At 63.5% G+C, this 16847-nt stretch carries 21 protein-coding genes; 18 read left to right on the top strand and 3 right to left on the bottom strand.

Annotation, left to right across the window (positions count from 1 at the left end; translation table 11 throughout):
- Window position 1: 1 nt before the first annotated feature.
- The 16 genes from rutC to AAGT95_RS17535 all read left to right on the top strand — a co-directional run bounded on the left by rutC (window position 2) and on the right by AAGT95_RS17535 (window position 11034).
- Window positions 2-388: a pyrimidine utilization protein C gene (gene rutC, locus AAGT95_RS17605; protein ID WP_110599283.1), complete on the top strand. Its 387-nt coding sequence runs from the start codon at window positions 2-4 to the stop codon at window positions 386-388.
- Between the two features lie 43 nt (window positions 389-431).
- Window positions 432-1205, top strand: a complete 774-nt coding sequence (gene rutD / locus AAGT95_RS17600; protein ID WP_342594644.1) for a pyrimidine utilization protein D — start codon at window positions 432-434, stop codon at window positions 1203-1205.
- 42 nt (window positions 1206-1247) lie between these two features.
- Entirely contained in the window at window positions 1248-1673 is a 426-nt protein-coding gene (locus AAGT95_RS17595) for a flavin reductase (RefSeq protein ID WP_425356032.1), read from the top strand.
- Window positions 1674-1691: 18 nt separating this feature from the next.
- Entirely contained in the window at window positions 1692-1808 is a 117-nt protein-coding gene (locus tag AAGT95_RS21685) for a flavin reductase family protein (protein ID WP_425356031.1), read from the top strand.
- Window positions 1809-1929: 121 nt separating this feature from the next.
- Window positions 1930-3444 (top strand): NCS1 family nucleobase:cation symporter-1, encoded by a 1515-nt coding sequence (locus AAGT95_RS17590; RefSeq protein ID WP_342594643.1) that lies wholly within the window; start codon window positions 1930-1932, stop codon window positions 3442-3444.
- Between the two features lie 284 nt (window positions 3445-3728).
- Entirely contained in the window at window positions 3729-4337 is a 609-nt protein-coding gene (locus tag AAGT95_RS17585) for a riboflavin synthase subunit alpha (protein ID WP_110599290.1), read from the top strand.
- Window positions 4338-4507: 170 nt separating this feature from the next.
- Window positions 4508-5059, top strand: a complete 552-nt coding sequence (locus tag AAGT95_RS17580) for an adenine phosphoribosyltransferase (RefSeq protein WP_110599292.1) — start codon at window positions 4508-4510, stop codon at window positions 5057-5059.
- Window positions 5060-5133: 74 nt separating this feature from the next.
- Window positions 5134-5622 carry a xanthine phosphoribosyltransferase gene (gene gpt / locus AAGT95_RS17575; protein WP_342594642.1) on the top strand — a complete coding sequence of 163 codons (489 nt, stop codon included), beginning with the start codon at window positions 5134-5136 and terminating at the stop codon, window positions 5620-5622.
- An 18-nt stretch (window positions 5623-5640) separates the two neighbouring features.
- Window positions 5641-6330 (top strand): uracil-DNA glycosylase, encoded by a 690-nt coding sequence (gene ung / locus AAGT95_RS17570; RefSeq protein ID WP_342594641.1) that lies wholly within the window; start codon window positions 5641-5643, stop codon window positions 6328-6330.
- Window positions 6331-6387: 57 nt separating this feature from the next.
- Window positions 6388-7017 (top strand): uracil phosphoribosyltransferase, encoded by a 630-nt coding sequence (gene upp / locus AAGT95_RS17565; RefSeq protein WP_110599299.1) that lies wholly within the window; start codon window positions 6388-6390, stop codon window positions 7015-7017.
- Window positions 7014-7634 (top strand): molybdenum cofactor guanylyltransferase MobA, encoded by a 621-nt coding sequence (gene mobA / locus AAGT95_RS17560; protein ID WP_342594640.1) that lies wholly within the window; start codon window positions 7014-7016, stop codon window positions 7632-7634. Before upp ends, mobA begins: the two co-directional genes overlap by 4 nt.
- A complete protein-coding gene (mobB, locus tag AAGT95_RS17555; RefSeq protein WP_342594639.1) occupies window positions 7627-8205 on the top strand; it encodes a molybdopterin-guanine dinucleotide biosynthesis protein B in 579 nt (192 codons plus the stop codon). Before mobA ends, mobB begins: the two co-directional genes overlap by 8 nt.
- Before the next feature lie 132 nt (window positions 8206-8337).
- The gene (gene moaC / locus AAGT95_RS17550; protein WP_342594638.1) at window positions 8338-9120 is read left to right on the top strand and encodes a cyclic pyranopterin monophosphate synthase MoaC; all 783 of its coding nucleotides are present in this window, start codon (window positions 8338-8340) and stop codon (window positions 9118-9120) included.
- A 16-nt stretch (window positions 9121-9136) separates the two neighbouring features.
- Window positions 9137-9598: a molybdopterin synthase catalytic subunit MoaE gene (gene moaE / locus AAGT95_RS17545; protein WP_110708755.1), complete on the top strand. Its 462-nt coding sequence runs from the start codon at window positions 9137-9139 to the stop codon at window positions 9596-9598.
- Window positions 9595-10584, top strand: a complete 990-nt coding sequence (gene moaA, locus AAGT95_RS17540) for a GTP 3',8-cyclase MoaA (RefSeq protein WP_342594637.1) — start codon at window positions 9595-9597, stop codon at window positions 10582-10584. The genes moaE and moaA overlap by 4 nt, the downstream gene beginning before the upstream one ends.
- A 159-nt stretch (window positions 10585-10743) precedes the next feature.
- Window positions 10744-11034, top strand: coding sequence for an H-NS family nucleoid-associated regulatory protein (locus tag AAGT95_RS17535; protein WP_110599309.1), 291 nt, complete (start codon window positions 10744-10746; stop codon window positions 11032-11034).
- A gap of 196 nt (window positions 11035-11230) precedes the next feature.
- Here the strand turns inward: AAGT95_RS17535 and AAGT95_RS17530 are convergent, their stop codons facing one another.
- Entirely contained in the window at window positions 11231-12913 is a 1683-nt protein-coding gene (locus tag AAGT95_RS17530) for a ribonuclease J (protein WP_342594636.1), read from the bottom strand.
- Between the two features lie 331 nt (window positions 12914-13244).
- Between AAGT95_RS17530 and purU the strand changes: the two genes are divergently transcribed.
- Window positions 13245-14093, top strand: a complete 849-nt coding sequence (gene purU, locus AAGT95_RS17525) for a formyltetrahydrofolate deformylase (RefSeq protein WP_342594635.1) — start codon at window positions 13245-13247, stop codon at window positions 14091-14093.
- Window positions 14094-14110: 17 nt separating this feature from the next.
- Here purU and dinB read toward each other — a convergent pair whose 3' ends face one another.
- Together dinB and lexA are read right to left on the bottom strand one after the other, a co-directional pair.
- A complete protein-coding gene (gene dinB, locus AAGT95_RS17520; RefSeq protein ID WP_110599313.1) occupies window positions 14111-15178 on the bottom strand; it encodes a DNA polymerase IV in 1068 nt (355 codons plus the stop codon).
- 17 nt (window positions 15179-15195) lie between these two features.
- Entirely contained in the window at window positions 15196-15843 is a 648-nt protein-coding gene (gene lexA, locus AAGT95_RS17515) for a transcriptional repressor LexA (protein WP_342594634.1), read from the bottom strand.
- Window positions 15844-16135: 292 nt separating this feature from the next.
- On the opposite strand from lexA, the gene AAGT95_RS17510 reads away from it, so the two are divergent.
- Window positions 16136-16804 (top strand): TetR/AcrR family transcriptional regulator, encoded by a 669-nt coding sequence (locus AAGT95_RS17510; RefSeq protein WP_110599317.1) that lies wholly within the window; start codon window positions 16136-16138, stop codon window positions 16802-16804.
- Window positions 16805-16847: the final 43 nt, after the last annotated feature.

Raw genomic sequence — 16847 nt, 5'->3', positions numbered from 1 at the left:
CATGCCCAAGACCAGTGTGATTCCCGTCGGCTCCGGTGTACCGCTGGCGCCATTCGTGCCAGGCAGTCAGGCCGACAACATTCTGTACGTCTCCGGCACGCTGCCGTTCGACAAGGACAACAACGTGGTTCACGTCGGTGACGCCGGGGCCCAGACCCGTCACGTGCTGGAGCTGATCCGAAGCGTGGTCGAGACCGCCGGCGGCAGTATGGACGACATCACCTTCAACTCGATCTTCCTGCGCGACTGGGACGACTATGCGGCGATCAACGCGGTCTACGCGGAGTTCTTTCCCGGTGAAAAGCCGGCGCGCTACTGCATTCAGTGCGGTCTGGTGAAGCCGGACGCACTGATCGAGATCGCCTCGGTGGCCCATCTGCCCCGATGAAGCGAAGTCACTCTCCACTGCCGCGCTGACCATAGGCCTGACCATGCACCACGAAATTCTGGGACGCGATGATTCCGACGCGCCGACGATTCTGCTCTCCGCCGGACTGGGTGGCGCCGGCCGTTTCTGGGAGCCGCAGCTGGCCGCGCTCGAGGCCACCCACCGGGTGGTGATCTACGACCATCTGGGTACCGGCAACAGCGCCGCCGAGCTGCCGGCCGGCTACGCCATCGACGACATGGCGCGGGAGGCGCTGGCGCTGCTGGACGGTCTGGGTATCGAACGGGTCGATTTCATGGGGCACGCGCTGGGCGGCCTGGTGGGGCTCCAGATGGCCCTGCTGGCGCCCGCTCGTCTCCATCGGCTGATCGTGATCAATGGCTGGGGCCGAGTCGACGTGCAGAGCGAGCGCTGTTTCCGCGTGCGTATCGCGCTGCTCGAGAAGTGCGGCGTGCAACCTTATCTGCACGCGCAGCCGCTGTTTCTCTACCCGGCGGACTGGCTCTCGGCGAACCATGATCGACTGCTGGCGGAAGAGGCCCATGCGCTAAAGCATTTTCCGGGGGAGAACAACGTGCTGGCGCGTATCGGCGCGCTGTCGCGCTTCGATATCGACGCGCGACTGGGTGAAATCCAGGCGCCGACGCTGGTGATCGCCGCGCGGGACGATCTGCTGGTGCCGTACCTGCGCTCCGAACGTCTCGCTCGGGCGCTGCCTCATGCGCGTCTGGAGATGTTCGACTACGGCGGACACGGTCTGACGGTGACCGTGCCGGAAGCCTTCAATGCCGCCATGACGCGTTTTCTGGCGGCGTGACTCTGCCGCCACGGCGACAGGCGGCCCAGCGGAGATAGGCCCATGGCATTACGACAGCAACACGTATCGACCCACGCAACGGAAGCCGAGCGTCGCGATGTCGACTCGGAGAAGGCGCCGCCCGTCTCGGCGGCTGCGTTTCGCCAGGCGATGTCCCGCCTGCCCACCGCGGTCAACCTGGTCACCACGGACGGACCGGGCGGTCGGGCCGGGTTCACGGCCTCGGCGGTGTGCAGCGTCACCGACGATCCACCGACACTGCTGGTCTGCATCAATCGTCGCGCCTCGGCCTACGCCGTCTTCGCCGACAATGCCCTGCTCTGCGTCAACGTGCTGGGTGCCGAGCATGAGGCGGTCTCCAACGCCTTCGGCGGCAAGACGCCGATGGCGGAGCGCTTCGCGCGGGCGGAGTGGACCACGCGAGCCACCGGCGCGCCGGTGCTGGTCGACGCGCTGGCTCACTTCTAGTGCCGGATCAGCCAGCGCGTGGCGGTCGGCACCCACGAGGTGCTGTTCTGCGAGATCGAGGCGATGGCGAGCTGCGATGGCCGCGAGTGCCTGCTCTACTTCGATCGCCAATACCATCGGCTGCCGACTCGGTAGCGCCATCGGGCCATCGCTCGAGCGGCGGCATCGAACACGGCGCTGCCGCCTCGACGGTCGCGACTCGGTCCCGGGCCGAGCGCAAGCGGTGAAAGAGTCCAACGGAATCGGGAGAACAACAATGACGACATCCGTTTCTCGCATGGTCGAACGTGACGGCAAGGTCGAGCTCATGCTCGGCGACGACGTCCGCGACAGTGCCTGTTTCAATCATGATATCGCGCCGACGGCGGCGGGCGAGCGTACCTGGTCGAAGTGGAATATCGCGGCGCTCTGGGTCGGCCTCTCGATCTGCGTGCCGACCTACACGCTAGGCGGCGTGTTGACGGCTTACTTCGGCCTCGGCGTCGGCGAGGCGCTGGTCACCATTCTGCTCGCCAACGCGATCCTGTTGGTCCCGTTGACGCTCAATGCCTTTCCCGGCACGCGCTACGGCATTCCTTTTCCGGTACTCCTGCGCTCGTCGTTCGGGATTCGCGGCTCCAACGTGCCGTGCCTGATTCGGGCCCTGGTGGGTTGCGGCTGGTTCGGCATCCAGACCCTGTTCGGCGGTCTGGCGATTCATCTGCTGCTGTCGACGGTCGTGCCACCGTGGCAGGCGCTGGGCGGATGGGGCCAGGTCGTCGGCTTTTTCGTCTTCGGGGCGATGAATCTCTGGGTGGTGATCCGCGGGGCGGAGTCGATCAAGTGGCTGGAGACCCTGTCGGCGCCGCTGTTGCTGCTGGTCGCGGTGGGGTTGATGGTCTGGGCGCTGCCTCACGTCTCTCTCGGCGAGCTGATGGCGCAGCCGCCGTCACGGCCGGAGGGGGCGTCGGTCACGACCTATTTCCTGTCCGGCCTGACGGCGATGGTCGGGTTCTGGGCGACCCTGTCGCTGAACATCCCCGACTTCAGCCGTTTCGCCAGGAGCCAGAAGGATCAGATCGTCGGCCAGGTGATCGGGCTGCCGTTGACCATGTTCTTCTTCGCCGCGCTGGGCGTGGTGATGACCGCCGCCTCCGCGACGCTGGTGGGGGAGACGGTTTCCGACCCGGTCACGCTGATCGGCCATATCGATAGTCCAGTGTGGGTATCGATCGCGATGGTGCTGATCGTGATCGCCACGATCTCGACCAACACGGCGGGCAACATCGTCTCGCCGACCAACGATTTCCAGAACATTGCGCCCAAGCTGATCAATCGCACCGGCGGCGTGCTGCTGACGGGCCTGGTCGGCACGCTGTTGATGGGTTACGACCTGCTGCAGAAGGCCGGGGTGATCACCTCGGAGGTGACGCTCGAAAGCCTCTACTCCAACTGGCTGCTGGGCTATTCGAGCCTGCTGGGGCCGATCGCCGGGATCATGGCAGTGGACTATTTTCTGATCAAGCGCCAGCGGTTGGACCTGATCAGTCTCTATCGTGATGGCGGTCGCTATCCCGCGATCAATATCGCCGGCTTCATCGCCTTCGGCATCCCCGTGACATTGACCCTGGTCTCGTTGACCACCGGCCTCTGGCAGTGGTTCTACGACTACGGCTGGTTTACCGGCTCGGCGCTGGGCGCGCTCGTCTATTACGTGGCGGGCAGGGCGTTGGACAGGACTCCCGACGTGGGATATGGGGCGCCGCCCGCGGATCGAGCCTCGCTGGGCTAGCGCGGCTGGGGCCTCCGGTCGAGAGGACCATGCGCCAAACCAGGCCACCCGTTCGGGTGGCCATCGACGCTGAACGTACCCTGTTGGTGATACTGCGCGACCACCGGCCCGTCTGCGGCCTGGAACCGATCGGTGCGATGCAGGTCGGGGTGACCCGGAGCCCGTTAGGGAGTGGTCAGTTTCATGGCTGGCATGGACGGCGTGCTAGAATTCCCGATCTCTGTCGCCGAGGGCGAAGGCATCTGTCGCCGTCGGCGTGTCATCCGTTGAGGCCAGGAGGGGGCATGTTTACCGGGATCGTGCAGGATGTGGGAACCGTGGTGGCGATCGAGACGCGTGAGCAGCTGCACACGCACGTGGTGTCGATGTCGCCGGCGATGCGCGAGGGGCTGATGCTGGGTGCGTCGGTCTCCCACAACGGATGCTGTCTCAGCGTGACGGCGATCGAGGGCGACAATGTCAGTTTCGATCTGATGCGCGAGACGCTGCGCTTGACCAACCTGGGGGAGCTGGCTCCCGGGGATCGGGTCAATCTCGAGCGGGCGGCGCGTTTCGGCGACGAGATCGGGGGTCACTCCATGTCCGGTCACGTCATGGCGATGGCCCGGTTGGTGGAGATCGACGAGGCGCCGAACAATCGCCGGTTGTGGTTCGAGCTGTCGCCCGACCTGGCACGATTCGTGTTCGACAAGGGGTATATCGGGATCGACGGGATCAGCCTGACGGTCGGCGCGGTCGAGGCCGGGCGCTTCTGCGTCAATCTGATTCCGGAGACCCTGGCGAGGACCACGATCGGCGAGCGCTTGCCCGGGGACCGGGTCAATATCGAGATCGACCCCCAGACCCAGGCGATCGTGGAGACGGTGGAGCGAGTGCTGGCCAGCCGTCGTTGAATGGCCGGCCTGGCTGACGGCGACTCCCCCCGGCGCCGATGCCGTCGCTGGCCCCGAGTAGGTCGCGCCGCGGCGTTGGCTTGGGTAACATGGGCGCCTTTGCGCCAGGATTTACCGTTCCGCGAGGGGCACCCTCGGGCGCGCCGTGTTCGGTCAATGGAGTTTCTTCGATGAGCAGCAGCATCTACGGCGACTATATCAAGTCGGTCATTCGCACCGTGCCCGACTGGCCACAGCCAGGCGTCAATTTTCGAGACATCACGCCACTGCTCCAGAACAGCGCGGCCTTCCGCAAGCTGATCGACAGTTTCGTGCACCGTTACCAGGAACTCGAGGTCGATGCGATCGCGGCGATCGATGCGCGAGGGTTCATCGTCGGTGCGCCGCTGGCCTATGAGCTGGGCTGCAGCTTCGTGCCGGTGCGCAAGAAGGGCAAGCTGCCATTCCGGACCATCAGCGAAACCTACACGCTGGAGTACGGCGAATCGACGGTCGAACTGCATGCCGATGCCTTTCGCGAGCAGGATCGTATCGTGCTGATCGACGACATCATCGCCACCGGCGGTACCATGCTGGCGGCCGCATCGCTGATCCAGCGCAGCGGTGGCCATGTCGTCGAGACCGCGACCATTCTCGATCTGCCGGAGCTGGGTGGCTCGGCCAAGATTCGCGAAGCGGGCTACAGCGTCTTTGCGGTGTGCAGCTTCACCGAGGACGAATAGGCCGCTCGTCACCCAACGCGAGCCACGACGCCGTCATCGCCCGATGGCGGCCTGACCCATTGACTGGACCCGCCATGACCGCCAATCGTTACCAGCATCATTTCACCGTCTCCTGGGACCAGATCCACCGCGACGTCAGGGCGCTCTGCCATCGACTCGTCGAGCGCGACTTCGTGGGGATCGTTGCGATCACGCGCGGCGGTCTGATCCCGGCGGCGTTGATCGCCCGCGAGCTCAACATCCGCCTGATCGATACCGTCTGCATCAAGAGCTACGACGAGCAGTCGCAGGGGAAGCTGGACGTGATGAAGGGCGTCGAGCACGATGGCGACGGCTGGCTGCTGGTCGATGATCTGGTCGATACCGGCAAGACGGCGCGTGCCGTGCGCGACATGCTTCCGAAGTCTCATTTCGTCACCGTCTACGCCAAGCCCGAGGGGCGACCGATGGTCGATCAGTATCTGACCGAGGTGGCACAGGATTGCTGGATCCAGTTCCCGTGGGATCTGGGGCACGCCTACGTCGAGCCGCTGGTCGATCAGGTCCGTCCACCCAAAACCTGACCGCTGCAGAGTGCATCCATGGCCCAGTCGCCGTTACCCGAAAGCTGGAACGCCCATCTTGGCGACGAATTTCGCGCCCCGTACATGCAGGCGCTGCGTGAGTTTCTCGCCCAGGAGAAGGCGGCCCACAAGGTCATCTATCCTCATTCATCCCACTGGTTTCGCGCCTTCGAGCTGACACCGCTGGAGCGGGTCAAGGTAGTGATCCTCGGTCAGGATCCGTACCACGGGCCCCGTCAGGCCCACGGGCTCTGTTTCTCGGTACGTCCCGGGGTGCCGACACCGCCGTCGTTGCAGAACATCTACAAGGAGCTGGCCACCGACGTTGGCACCACGCCCGTGAACCACGGGTTTCTCGAGAGCTGGGCGCAACAGGGTGTGATGCTGCTGAACAGTGTGCTGACGGTCGAGCAGGGCAATGCCGGCTCCCACCGCAATCGGGGCTGGGAGACGTTTACCGACCGGGCGATCCAGACCATCAACGAGCACTGCGATGGCGTGGTGTTTCTACTCTGGGGCAGCTACGCCCAGAAGAAGGCGAGCTTCGTCGATCGCGGCAAGCATCTCGTGCTTCACGCGCCGCACCCGTCGCCGCTCTCCGCCCATCGCGGCTTCTTCGGCACACGCCACTTCTCTCAGGCCAATGCCTTCCTCGCCGAGCGTGGCATCGCGCCCATCGACTGGCAGTTGCCCGCCAGCGTCGCCTGACCCCCGGCAGGTCGCGTACAATATCGCGGTTATCCCATTCTGACGAAGGCGCCGATCATGAGTGTGCACCCCATCTCCCACCCCCTGGTCAAACACAAGCTTGGACTGATGCGGGCGGCCGACATCAGCACCAAGAGCTTTCGCGAGCTGGCCTGCGAGGTGGCCAAGCTGCTGACCTACGAAGCGACCCAGAATCTGGAGATGGAGCCGGCGACGATCGAGGGCTGGAACGGTTCCCCGATCGAGGTCGAACAGATCAAGGGCAAGAAGGTCACCATCGTCCCCATCCTGCGCGCGGGGCTGGGAATGCTGGATGGCGTCACCGATCTGATCCCCAGCGCGCGCATCAGTGTCGTGGGTCTCTACCGCAACGAGGAGACACTGGAGCCGGTGCCCTATTTCGAGAAGTTCGTCAGTGCTCTGGACGAACGCCTGGCGATCGTGATCGATCCCATGCTGGCCACGGGCGGCTCGATGGTGGCCACACTGGACATGCTCAAGGAGCGGGGCTGCCAGCAGATCAAGGTCATCGTGCTGGTCGCGGCGCCGGAGGGCATCGAGCGGGTCGAGAAGGCGTATCCCGATATCGAGATCTATACGGCGTCCATCGATGAACGGCTCGACGAGAATGGCTACATCGTGCCGGGGCTGGGCGATGCCGGCGACAAGATCTTCGGTACCCGGTGATCGAACGCGCCGATGTGACGGGGGTGCTGCTGGCCGGTGGCCGCGGTCAGCGTATGGGTGGCGTGGACAAGGGGTGGGTAGACCTCGATGGCCGGCCGCTGGTCGCGCAGGCGGTGCAGCGGCTATCGCCTCAGGTCGATCGCATCGTCATCAGCGCCAATCGCCATCTCGATCGCTATCGCCGACTGGGTCACGCCGTCGTCACGGATACGCTCCCCGGCTATCCGGGGCCACTGGCCGGGGCGCTGGGCGCGCTGCGGGTGGTTTCCACGCCATGGATGCTGCTGATCCCGGTGGATATGCCTTGGCTCCCCGTCGACACCCTGGCCAGGCTTGCCGACGGAATCGGCGAGGCGGATATCGCGGTCGCCCACGATGGCGGACGATTGCAGCCCCTGGTGGCACTGATACGCAGCTCCCTGGGCGCTGACCTGTCGGAGTGGCTGGCGGCCGGCGGCGGCCGGGTCGTCACCTGGTACGATCGGCACCGCTGGGTTCAGGTCGATTTCCCCGGTCTGGAGGCGCAGTTCGCCAACCTCAACACCCCCCACGAGGTGGCGCTGGCGGAGCGCGTCCAGGCCGGTCACGCCAGCTCGCCGGATAGCTGCCATGAATGAGACCGTCGACGCGCTCGCCTGCGACATTCCCCTGCTGGGCATTGCCGCCTGGAGCGGAACCGGCAAGACCACGCTGCTGGAGACCCTGTTGCCCCGGCTTCGAGCGCGGGGCTGGCCGGCAGCCGTGATCAAGCATGCCCATCACGACTTCGACATCGACAAACCCGGTAAGGACAGTCATCGCCTGCGCGCGGCGGGAGCGACCCCCATGGTGGTGGCCTCCGGTCGGCGTTTCGCGCTGATGATGGAAACGCCCGGGCAGCAGGAGCCGGACTTGCCGGCGCTGGTGGCGCAGGTCGCCGGCTTGAAGCCGAAGCTGATTCTGGTCGAAGGTTTCAAGACCTGGCCGATTCCGAAGCTGGAACTGTATCGCGGCGAATCCGGTCAAGCGTGGGCGGCTGAACAGGATCCCTGGATACAGGCCGTGGCTTACAAGCCGGGCCTGATCTCCTCCGAAACCCTCGCCCGCCTGCCGTCGAGGCTGCCCCGTCTGGATCTGGACGATCCGGAGGCGATTCTGGCCTGGATCATCGATTGGGCCGCTGCCTGGCAGCCCAGGGCACGACCCTGACCGACCGACGTCGTCACCGCGCTTATCGTTGCACCGCCGGTGTCCGGTGTCGGCGGTGCGGCAGGCACCGTGGCGGCGATCACGCTACACTTGATATCTGATTCAATGATGGAAAAACGAGGCGAGTTCAGCATGACACTCACGCATCTCAATGCGCGTGGCGAAGCCCACATGGTCGATGTTGCCGACAAGCAGGAGACGCGGCGTGAGGCCCGAGCCCGAGGCGCGGTTCGCATGCAGGCTTCGACCCTGGCGCTGCTGGCCGACGGCGATCTGCCCAAGGGCGACGTGCTGGCCACGGCGAGAATCGCCGGCATTCAGGCGGCGAAGCGGACCCACGAGTTGATTCCGCTTTGCCACGCGTTGGCCTTGTCCAAAGTCAGCCTCGAGTTCACCCTGGACACTGAGGAAAGCTGCGTGCATGTCGAGGCATTCTGCCGCCTCAATGGGCGCACCGGCGTGGAGATGGAGGCGCTGACGGCGGTTTCCGTGGCCTGCCTGACGCTCTATGACATGTGCAAGGCAGTCGACAGGGGGATGATCATCGATGGAGTCCGCCTCGAGCAGAAGCGCGGCGGCCGCTCGGGAGAGTGGTCGCGACAGGCTGCATCCGAAACGTCGCCGGCAGCGACCGGGGATGAGGACGCCATCTCGCCAGCCAAAACATTGAAGGTGCAGTTCCTGGCAGAGCTCAGAGAGCGTTTCGAGACCGCCGAGTACACGTTGGCGTGGGAGCAGCTCCCCTCGGCCGATATCGCCGGCGTCAAGCTGGCGCTGATCGAGCGGGACGGCAAGTTCAAGGCCCTGCTGGGCCAGCGCGTTCTTTGCGCTCGCAACGAAGCCATGAGTCAGGACGGAACCGCCATCTCCCCGGGAGACGAGATCGCTTTCTTCCCGCCGGTCACCGGTGGCTGAGGCTGGAGAGTTCGCCATGAAGATTGCGATCAGCGTGCAGAAGGCGACGTTCGACACCGAAGCGGAGCAGCGTCGGTTGACGGCGGGGCGTCTCGATATCGGTGCCATCGTCAGTTTCACGGGTCGGGTCAGGGACACCAACGAGAGACCCGGCGTCACCGCCCTGACGCTGGAACACTTCCCTGGCATGACGGAAAAGTCGCTCCATGAAATCGCACTCGAGGCCGGGGAGCGCTGGACGCTTCAGGCTGTCACCATCATTCATCGCGTCGGATGTCTCCAACCCGGGGACGCCATCGTGCTGGTCATGACGGCCAGTCCGCATCGTCGCGCCGCCTTCGAAGCGTGTGATTTCATCATGGATTATTTGAAAACTCGGGCCCCTTTCTGGAAAAAAGAGCACACCGACAGTGGCTCTTACTGGGTGTCCGAGCGGCAAAGCGATCACGAGGCCGCGGATCGCTGGGAGCTCTCATGACCGATTTGATCGACAAGTTTTCACGTCCCGTCCGTTATGTCCGAATCTCGGTAACGGATCGGTGCGATTTTCGATGCGTCTACTGCATGAGCGAAGAGATGACGTTCCTGCCCCGTGACCAAGTGCTATCGCTGGAGGAGCTCTATCAGGTAGCGCGTGCCTTCACCGAACTCGGGGTGGAGAAGGTCCGGTTGACCGGGGGCGAACCGTTGGTGCGAAAAGGCATCGACGAGCTGGTAGCCCAGATCGGCAGCTTGCCGGGACTGAAGGATTTCGCCATGACGACCAACGGCGCCGGACTGCGCCGCCACGCCCAGGCACTTCATGGCGGGGGCATGACCCGCCTGAACGTCAGCCTGGATTCCCTCGATCCCGAAAGATTCAAGCGACTGACGCGAACCGGAGATCTGGAAAAGGTCATCGACGGGATTCACGCGGCTCAGGACGCCGGCTTCGACAAAATCAAGCTCAACGCGGTGGTGCTGCGTGGCCGTAACGACGACGAAGTCCTCGACTTGGTGGCGTTCGCCCGGGATGAAAAGCTGGATATCAGCTTTATCGAGGAGATGCCGTTAGGCGATGTGTCGGATCACTCGCGGGGAGAAACTTTCTATTCGAGTGATGAGGTTCAGGCGCGAATCGAATCCCGATATCCCCTCATGCCATCACCCGAGACGACGCTGGGTCCTTCACGCTATTTCCGCATGGCCGACAGCGATTGTCGAGTCGGCTTCATATCGCCCCATAGCCACAACTTCTGCAGTACCTGTAACCGGGTTCGTGTCACCGTCGAAGGCCGATTGTTACTGTGTCTGGGAAACGAGCATTCCGTGGATCTACGCGAAACCCTGCGGCGCTATCCAGGTCAACTGCAGCCGCTCAAGGAGCAGATTGTAGCGGCCATGGATTTGAAGCCGGAGCGGCATCATTTCTCCACGGATGGCGATGTACAGGTCGTTCGCTTCATGAATATGACGGGCGGTTAACACGCTTTCGCATCGGTCCTTGAGTCATTTGTGGGAATAAAGGCACGCAAATTATGCGTGCCTTTTTGATTTAATTTCTTGCCAACAAGGGGGGTGAGAATATACTTTCATCAAAACAACCGGTGTAATGCCGTATTGGAATCCAGCAAGGAGAGGACGATGTCCACCGAGTCATTGGAACGCATCGCTCGCAATAAGAATGTGGCTCGTGCCGCCGCGCGTCAGTTGAGCATGGAGCAACTGCACAAACTGTCGGAAGTCATCGGGGAAGTGATCGAGCAGAAGCAGCAGGAAGATCATGAGCGCCAGAAAGAGGAAGCCGACAAGCAGAAGAAGTTGGCCGAGATTCGAGAGGCGATGAACAACGCCGGACTGTCGATGGACGATCTGGTTGGCGAGCAGCCCCGCAAGCGTCGCGGTCGGCCGCCCAAGAACGCCAGCAAGAACTGAGACAAGGTCAAGGTCTCCGGACGGCTCTACCTGGATTCATTCCGCCCGGGTACTCCCTGAAAAGCGCGTCTGCCAAATGGCAGGACGCGCTTTTTCGTTTCTGGCTCCCTCGTCTTGTGCTTCGCGAAGCGTGTCGTGGCTCGGGGAAATCGACGCATTTGCGACGCGTCTTTCTCCTCGACCGGCCTCCATTGCACTAGGGGGCCGTGCGCACTTCATACTCCGGCTGCGGATCGGCGGGCATCAGTTGTAGATGGATCTCCAGCGAGACAGGCAGGCGTTCGTGGAGCCACTCTCGCAATGGGCCGAAGAGTTGCTGGCGGAGCTGGAGCAGCGTCTCCGCCGTGATCGCGTCTATGCGCTCATCCAGCCAGTCGGCCAGCGCATCTTCATCCAGCGGAAGGGATATCTCGCTGTCCCATATCATCTGCCCGATGCGGGTCCATCCGGTGGCCGTCGGCAGGACATTCAACGCAATCGACAGTGACTTGTCATGGCGCCGGGCCGACACCGGATTGGTGCGCTCCCCGGGGCGCATTCTTGAGGCAATCAACCGAGGTCTGAGATGGTGGGTGCCGCTGGGGACCAGGGTCTCTGCATCCAGAGATAGCACGACACCATTCTTGGCCAGTTGAGGAACATGAATGTCCATGGTCGAAGCCAACTCGCGGTGCGCTTGCTGGTGGGAAGCCTCTCCATGGACCGGTAACAGCATTTTCGGTCTAAGCCACCGGTAGAGCTGGCGCAGCTCTTCACGAGCCGGATGCCCCGAGGCGTGAAGCGCGGGATCGGTGTGCTCGTCATGGACATTGACGCCAAGACGCTTGAAGCCGGCCTTGAGACGCGCGATGGGGCGCTCGTTACCGGGGATGGCGCGAGCCGAGAAGATGACATCGTCGTCGGCCAGCAGATCGAGAGCCGGGTGTCGTCCCTGGGACAGGCGAGACAGTGCGGAGCGAGGTTCGCCCTGGCTCCCGGTGGCGATGATGAGAACCTCCTCGGCATAAAGGTAACCCAGGTCATTCGCCGGGACCCGTGGTGGGAAATCGTCGAGATAGCCCAGTTGGGTGGCGATGGAAACCATGCGTTCCATCGAGCGTCCCAGCAGCGCCACGCGACGATTGGTGCGCTCGGCAATCGCGCCCAGCGCCTTGATGCGAGCGATATTGCTGGCGAAACAGCTGACCACGACGCGTCCCCGGCACTCCCGGATGACCGACTCCAGCGCCTCGGCCGCTTCCGCTTCACTTCGGGAGTGCCCCTCGACGTCGGCATTGGTCGAGTCGGCCACGACGAGGTCCACCGGTGCCAGCGCCTGGAACTGGGCGGCGGAGAATGGCGCACCGATGAGCGGGCGTTCATCCAGTTTCCAGTCACCGGTATGCAGCACCTTGTGGCGCGGCGTGATGATGGAGAGGGCGCAGCTCTCCGGGATCGAGTGGGTCACTGGCAGGAAGGTCACGCCGAAAGGGCCGGCAGCCACCCGAGCGCCGGGCTGGATGGGCTTCAGTGCATCGACTCTCAGGCCCTGCTCCGAGAATTTGGCCCGCAACATCTCGATGGCCAGAGGCGTGGCGTAGACCGGGCAGTTCCAGCGAGGCCATATCCAGGCCAGGGCGCCGAGATGATCCTCATGACCATGGGTGATGAACACCGCGGAGGGGACCATCGCATGCGCCGCCAGATGGTCGACATCGGGAATCTGCAGGGGCTGATCGGGGAGGTCCTGGCGAATCGTCATGCCGCAATCCACGGCAATCCAGTGGCCGTCATAGCCATAGAGCGACAGATTCATGCCGATTTCACCGCATCCCCCCAGGGGATGGAATAGCAGCGGCGGATAAGTACGGGGGCGGATCTGTGCGCGCGGACGGAACATCGTCATCCTTGAAGGAGGAAATCTCGTTCCACTATAAGTCATGCGTCTCGACCCGCTCAAACGGGCGCAGACGCTGGTCGACGCTGACGAGTAGGGTACAATGCGCCGTTCGTCGGGAAGCGGCGTCACCTGGGATCGGGGCTGGTGTTGCCGTCGGCGGCTCCTCGTGCGGGTCGCCAGGGCGGCGGGTCATCGATGTGTCGTTGCTGCCGAGGTGATGCCGCCGCGCCGGGTTCGGTTTCGCAACCGGGCCGAATGGTCGGTTTGAGCGCTTTTACACCCCGAGCTCTTTCCTAAAGCGCTTATGCGTTAACAGAGTGTCCTCAGAGTTATGTCGCACAACTATCGTCTCATCGTTTCCTGTCCCGACCGCGTCGGTATCGTCTCGCGGGTGTCGGGCTTCATCGCCTCCCAGGAAGGCTCGATCATCGAAGCCAACCAGCATTCCGACCTGGCTACCGGGCGCTTCTTCATGCGCTACGACATTCAGGCCAATGCGCTGAGCGCCCAGGAGTTTCGAATCGCCTTCGCGCCCATCGCCGAAGAGTTCGAGATGAGCTGGCGCCTCAGCGACTCCGACCGACGCCAGCGGCTGGTGATCATGGTTTCCAAGGAGTCGCACTGTCTGGCCGATCTGCTCTATCGCTGGTCGGCCGGAGAGCTCGAGTGCGACATCCCGTGCGTGATCTCCAACCATGACGATCTGCGCGCCATGGTCGCCTGGTACGGGATTCCGTTCCATCACGTTCCGGTGGAGCCCGGCGACAAGGCGTCGGCCTTTGCCCAGACCGAGCGTCTGATAGCGGCGGCCGAAGCCGACAGCGTGGTACTGGCGCGATACATGCAGATTCTGCCACCCGATCTCTGCCAGCGGTACGCCGGGCGAGTCATCAATATCCACCACAGCTTCCTGCCGTCGTTCGCCGGGGCCAAGCCTTACCACCAAGCCTTCGAGCGTGGCGTCAAGCTGATCGGTGCCAGCTGCCACTACGTCACCGAGGAGCTCGACGCGGGGCCGATCATCGAACAGGACATCCAGCGCGTGTCGCATTGCCATACACCCCAGGACCTGGTGCGGCTGGGGCGCGATGTGGAAAAGGCCGTGCTCGCGCGTGGATTGCGATGGCATCTACAGGATCGCGTGCTCATTCACGGCAACAAGACGGTGGTGTTCTCCTGATCCGCGCCACCTGACGTTCAAGGCGTCGCCGGTTGGTCGCCGTCGAACAGGCCCAACTGGCGCTGCTCCTGCTCCGGCACCAGCCGCACGCCGACACCCAGCAGCCTGACCGGGCGCTCGCCTCGTCGCCATGCGCTCTCCAGCAGCTCATGGAAGCGCGCGTCGATGATGCCGCGAGCCCCCGTTTCCTGCGTGGTGCTGGAGAAGTCGTCGAAGCGTACTTTGACGAACTGCTTGGCAATGGCAGGATCGCCATGGCGGGCGACGCGATCGTGGAGTTTCTCGATCAGGGGCTCGAGCGCGCCGTGACAGTCACTCAGGTGGGGCAGGTCGCGGTCATAGGTGGTCTCGACGCTGACGGATTTGCGTTCACGCGAGACATTGACCGGACGGTCGTCGATGCCGTGCGCCAATTCGTGCAGACGGCGTCCGAACTTGCCGAACTGATCCAGCAGCTTGTCCATCGACTGGGCCCGGAGATCGGCACAACTGGCGATCCCCAAGGTATCGAGCTTGGTTGCCGTCGCCGGCCCGACGCCATGGAGTTTCCTGACCGGCAAGTCGGTAATGAACGACTCCATCTCCGTCGGCGGGATCACAAACAGGCCGTCGGGTTTGTCCCAGTCGCTGGCGATCTTGGCAAGGAACTTGTTGGGGGCGACGCCGACCGAGATGACGATGCCCGTTCTCGCCAGGGCTTCGTCCTTGAGCCAGCGAGCCATCCAGGTGGCGCTGCCCCGGAATCGGGTGACTTCGGTCACGTCGAGGTAGGCTTCATCGAGAGAGAGTGGCTCGACCAGCGGTGTCAGTTCGTGAAAGATCGCCTGGATCTGCTGCGATACTTCCCGATACTTGTTGAAGTCGGGCGGCAGCAGCTTCAACTCGGGACACAGACGCAGCGCTCGCGCCGTGGGCATGGCGGAGTGCACGCCGAATTGCCGCGCCGGGTAGTTGCAGGTAGCGATCACCCCCCGTCGCTCGGCACTTCCGCCGATCGCCAGCGGCGTATTCGCGAGCGACGGATCGTCGCGCATCTCCACGGCCGCGTAGAAGCAGTCGCAGTCGGCGTGCAGAATCTTGCGCATGGCGCCGGGCGATAGCCTCAGTGAAGGCCGGTGCCGTTGCCACCGCGAATGACGCCAACGCCGAGTCCCTCGATCTCCAGGTGCTGATGCTTCAGATCGATCACGATGGGCTCGAAGTCCGCATTCTCGGCGATGAGCGTGACCCGGCTACCCTGGCGCTGGAAGCGCTTGACGGTGACGTCGTCTTCCAGCCTTGCCACGACGATCTGGCCGTTGCGAATCTCCTGGGTGCGGTGAACGGCGAGCAGGTCGCCGTCGAAGATTCCGGCGTCCTTCATCGACAGTCCGCGAACCCGGAGCAGGTAGTCGGCGCTGGGCGTGAAATAGTCGGCCGGGAGGGGGCAGTATCGGTCGATGTGTTCGGTGGCCAGAATCGGGCTGCCCGCAGCGACGCTGCCGATCACCGGCAAGCCCTCGGCAGCGGCTTCGGCGGGCTCGGCTTCCTGCCCGCTGGTGGGCAGTCGGATCCCGCGGGAGGTGCCGGGTATCATGCGGATGACGCCCTTGCGGTCCAGCGCGCGCAAGTGCTCCTCGGCGGCGTTGGGGGAGCGGAACCCCAGCGCGCGGGCGATTTCGGCTCGTGTCGGCGGGTAGCCGAATTCGCCCATCGTCTTGACGATGAAATCATAGACGTTCTGCTGTCGTGCGGTGAGCGGTCGCGCCATCGGTCTCTCCCGGGCCTTGAGGGTCAATCAGGCGATTTGGGGCCTGCTTGGATTGCCAGGCGTTATCCAACTGGACATGGATCGGATTGGGTGGCGTCCGATCCGCAGCCAGGCGTGTTCATGCATACAGGCTGGAATTGTATCCAGTCGTTGGCGATGAGGGAAGTCTTTCGCGCCCGGACTGGGAGACCCGGAACTCCAGGTCCGACGAAATGCTCGATTGTGTGGCTTGTGTGGGAATGATTAGAATCATAATCGTTCTAAGTCGTTGTTCTCAGGCACGAGGTATGACATGGCCCGACCCGACACCGTTACTCGTATTCTCGATACGGCGGAGGTCCTTTTTGCCGAAAAGGGGTTCGCTGAAACCTCGCTGCGCAACATCACGACCCGGGCCAAGGTCAATCTGGCGGCGGTGAATTATCATTTTGGGTCCAAGAAAGCGTTGATCCAGGCCGTGTTTGCCCGCTATCTCGATCCCTTCTCGGAGCGGCTGAATCTGGCGCTGGATGGGCTGGAGGCTCGCTACCGGAACGGGGGCGTGCCACTCGAGGTACTGCTGGAGCAGCTTGCCACCAGCGTTCTGGAGGTGCCCGCCGAACGTAACAGCCTCAAGGTCTTCATGAAGCTGCTGGGGTTGGCCTATACGCAGGCCCAGGGACATCTGCGGCGCTACATCCAGGAGCACTACGGGGAGACGTTCCACCGTTTCGTCCGCTGCCTGCGACTGGCGACGCCGGACCTGCCGGATGCCGAGCGATTCTGGCGACTCCATTTCATGCTGGGCACGGTGATCTTCACCCTGTCCGGACTGGATGCGCTGAGGGATATCGCCGACAGCGAGTATCAGGAACACATGTCGGTCAGGGAGCTGATCCGCCACCTTCGTCCGGTCGTGGTGGCCGGCATGCAGGCGCCGCTGCCTGCGTCCCTCGAGAAGGTCGGTTCGGCTGTCGAGTGAGAGGATGACTCCTGGCACCCTCGGCCTCTGTCATGGGAACCCA

Origin of the sequence: Salinicola lusitanus, from assembly GCF_038648475.1 — a bacterium.
GTDB classification, from domain to species: Bacteria; Pseudomonadota; Gammaproteobacteria; order Pseudomonadales; family Halomonadaceae; genus Salinicola; species Salinicola lusitanus.
Note: the sequence above shows the minus strand (reverse complement) of the source record. Positions and strands in the feature narration are given on the sequence as shown.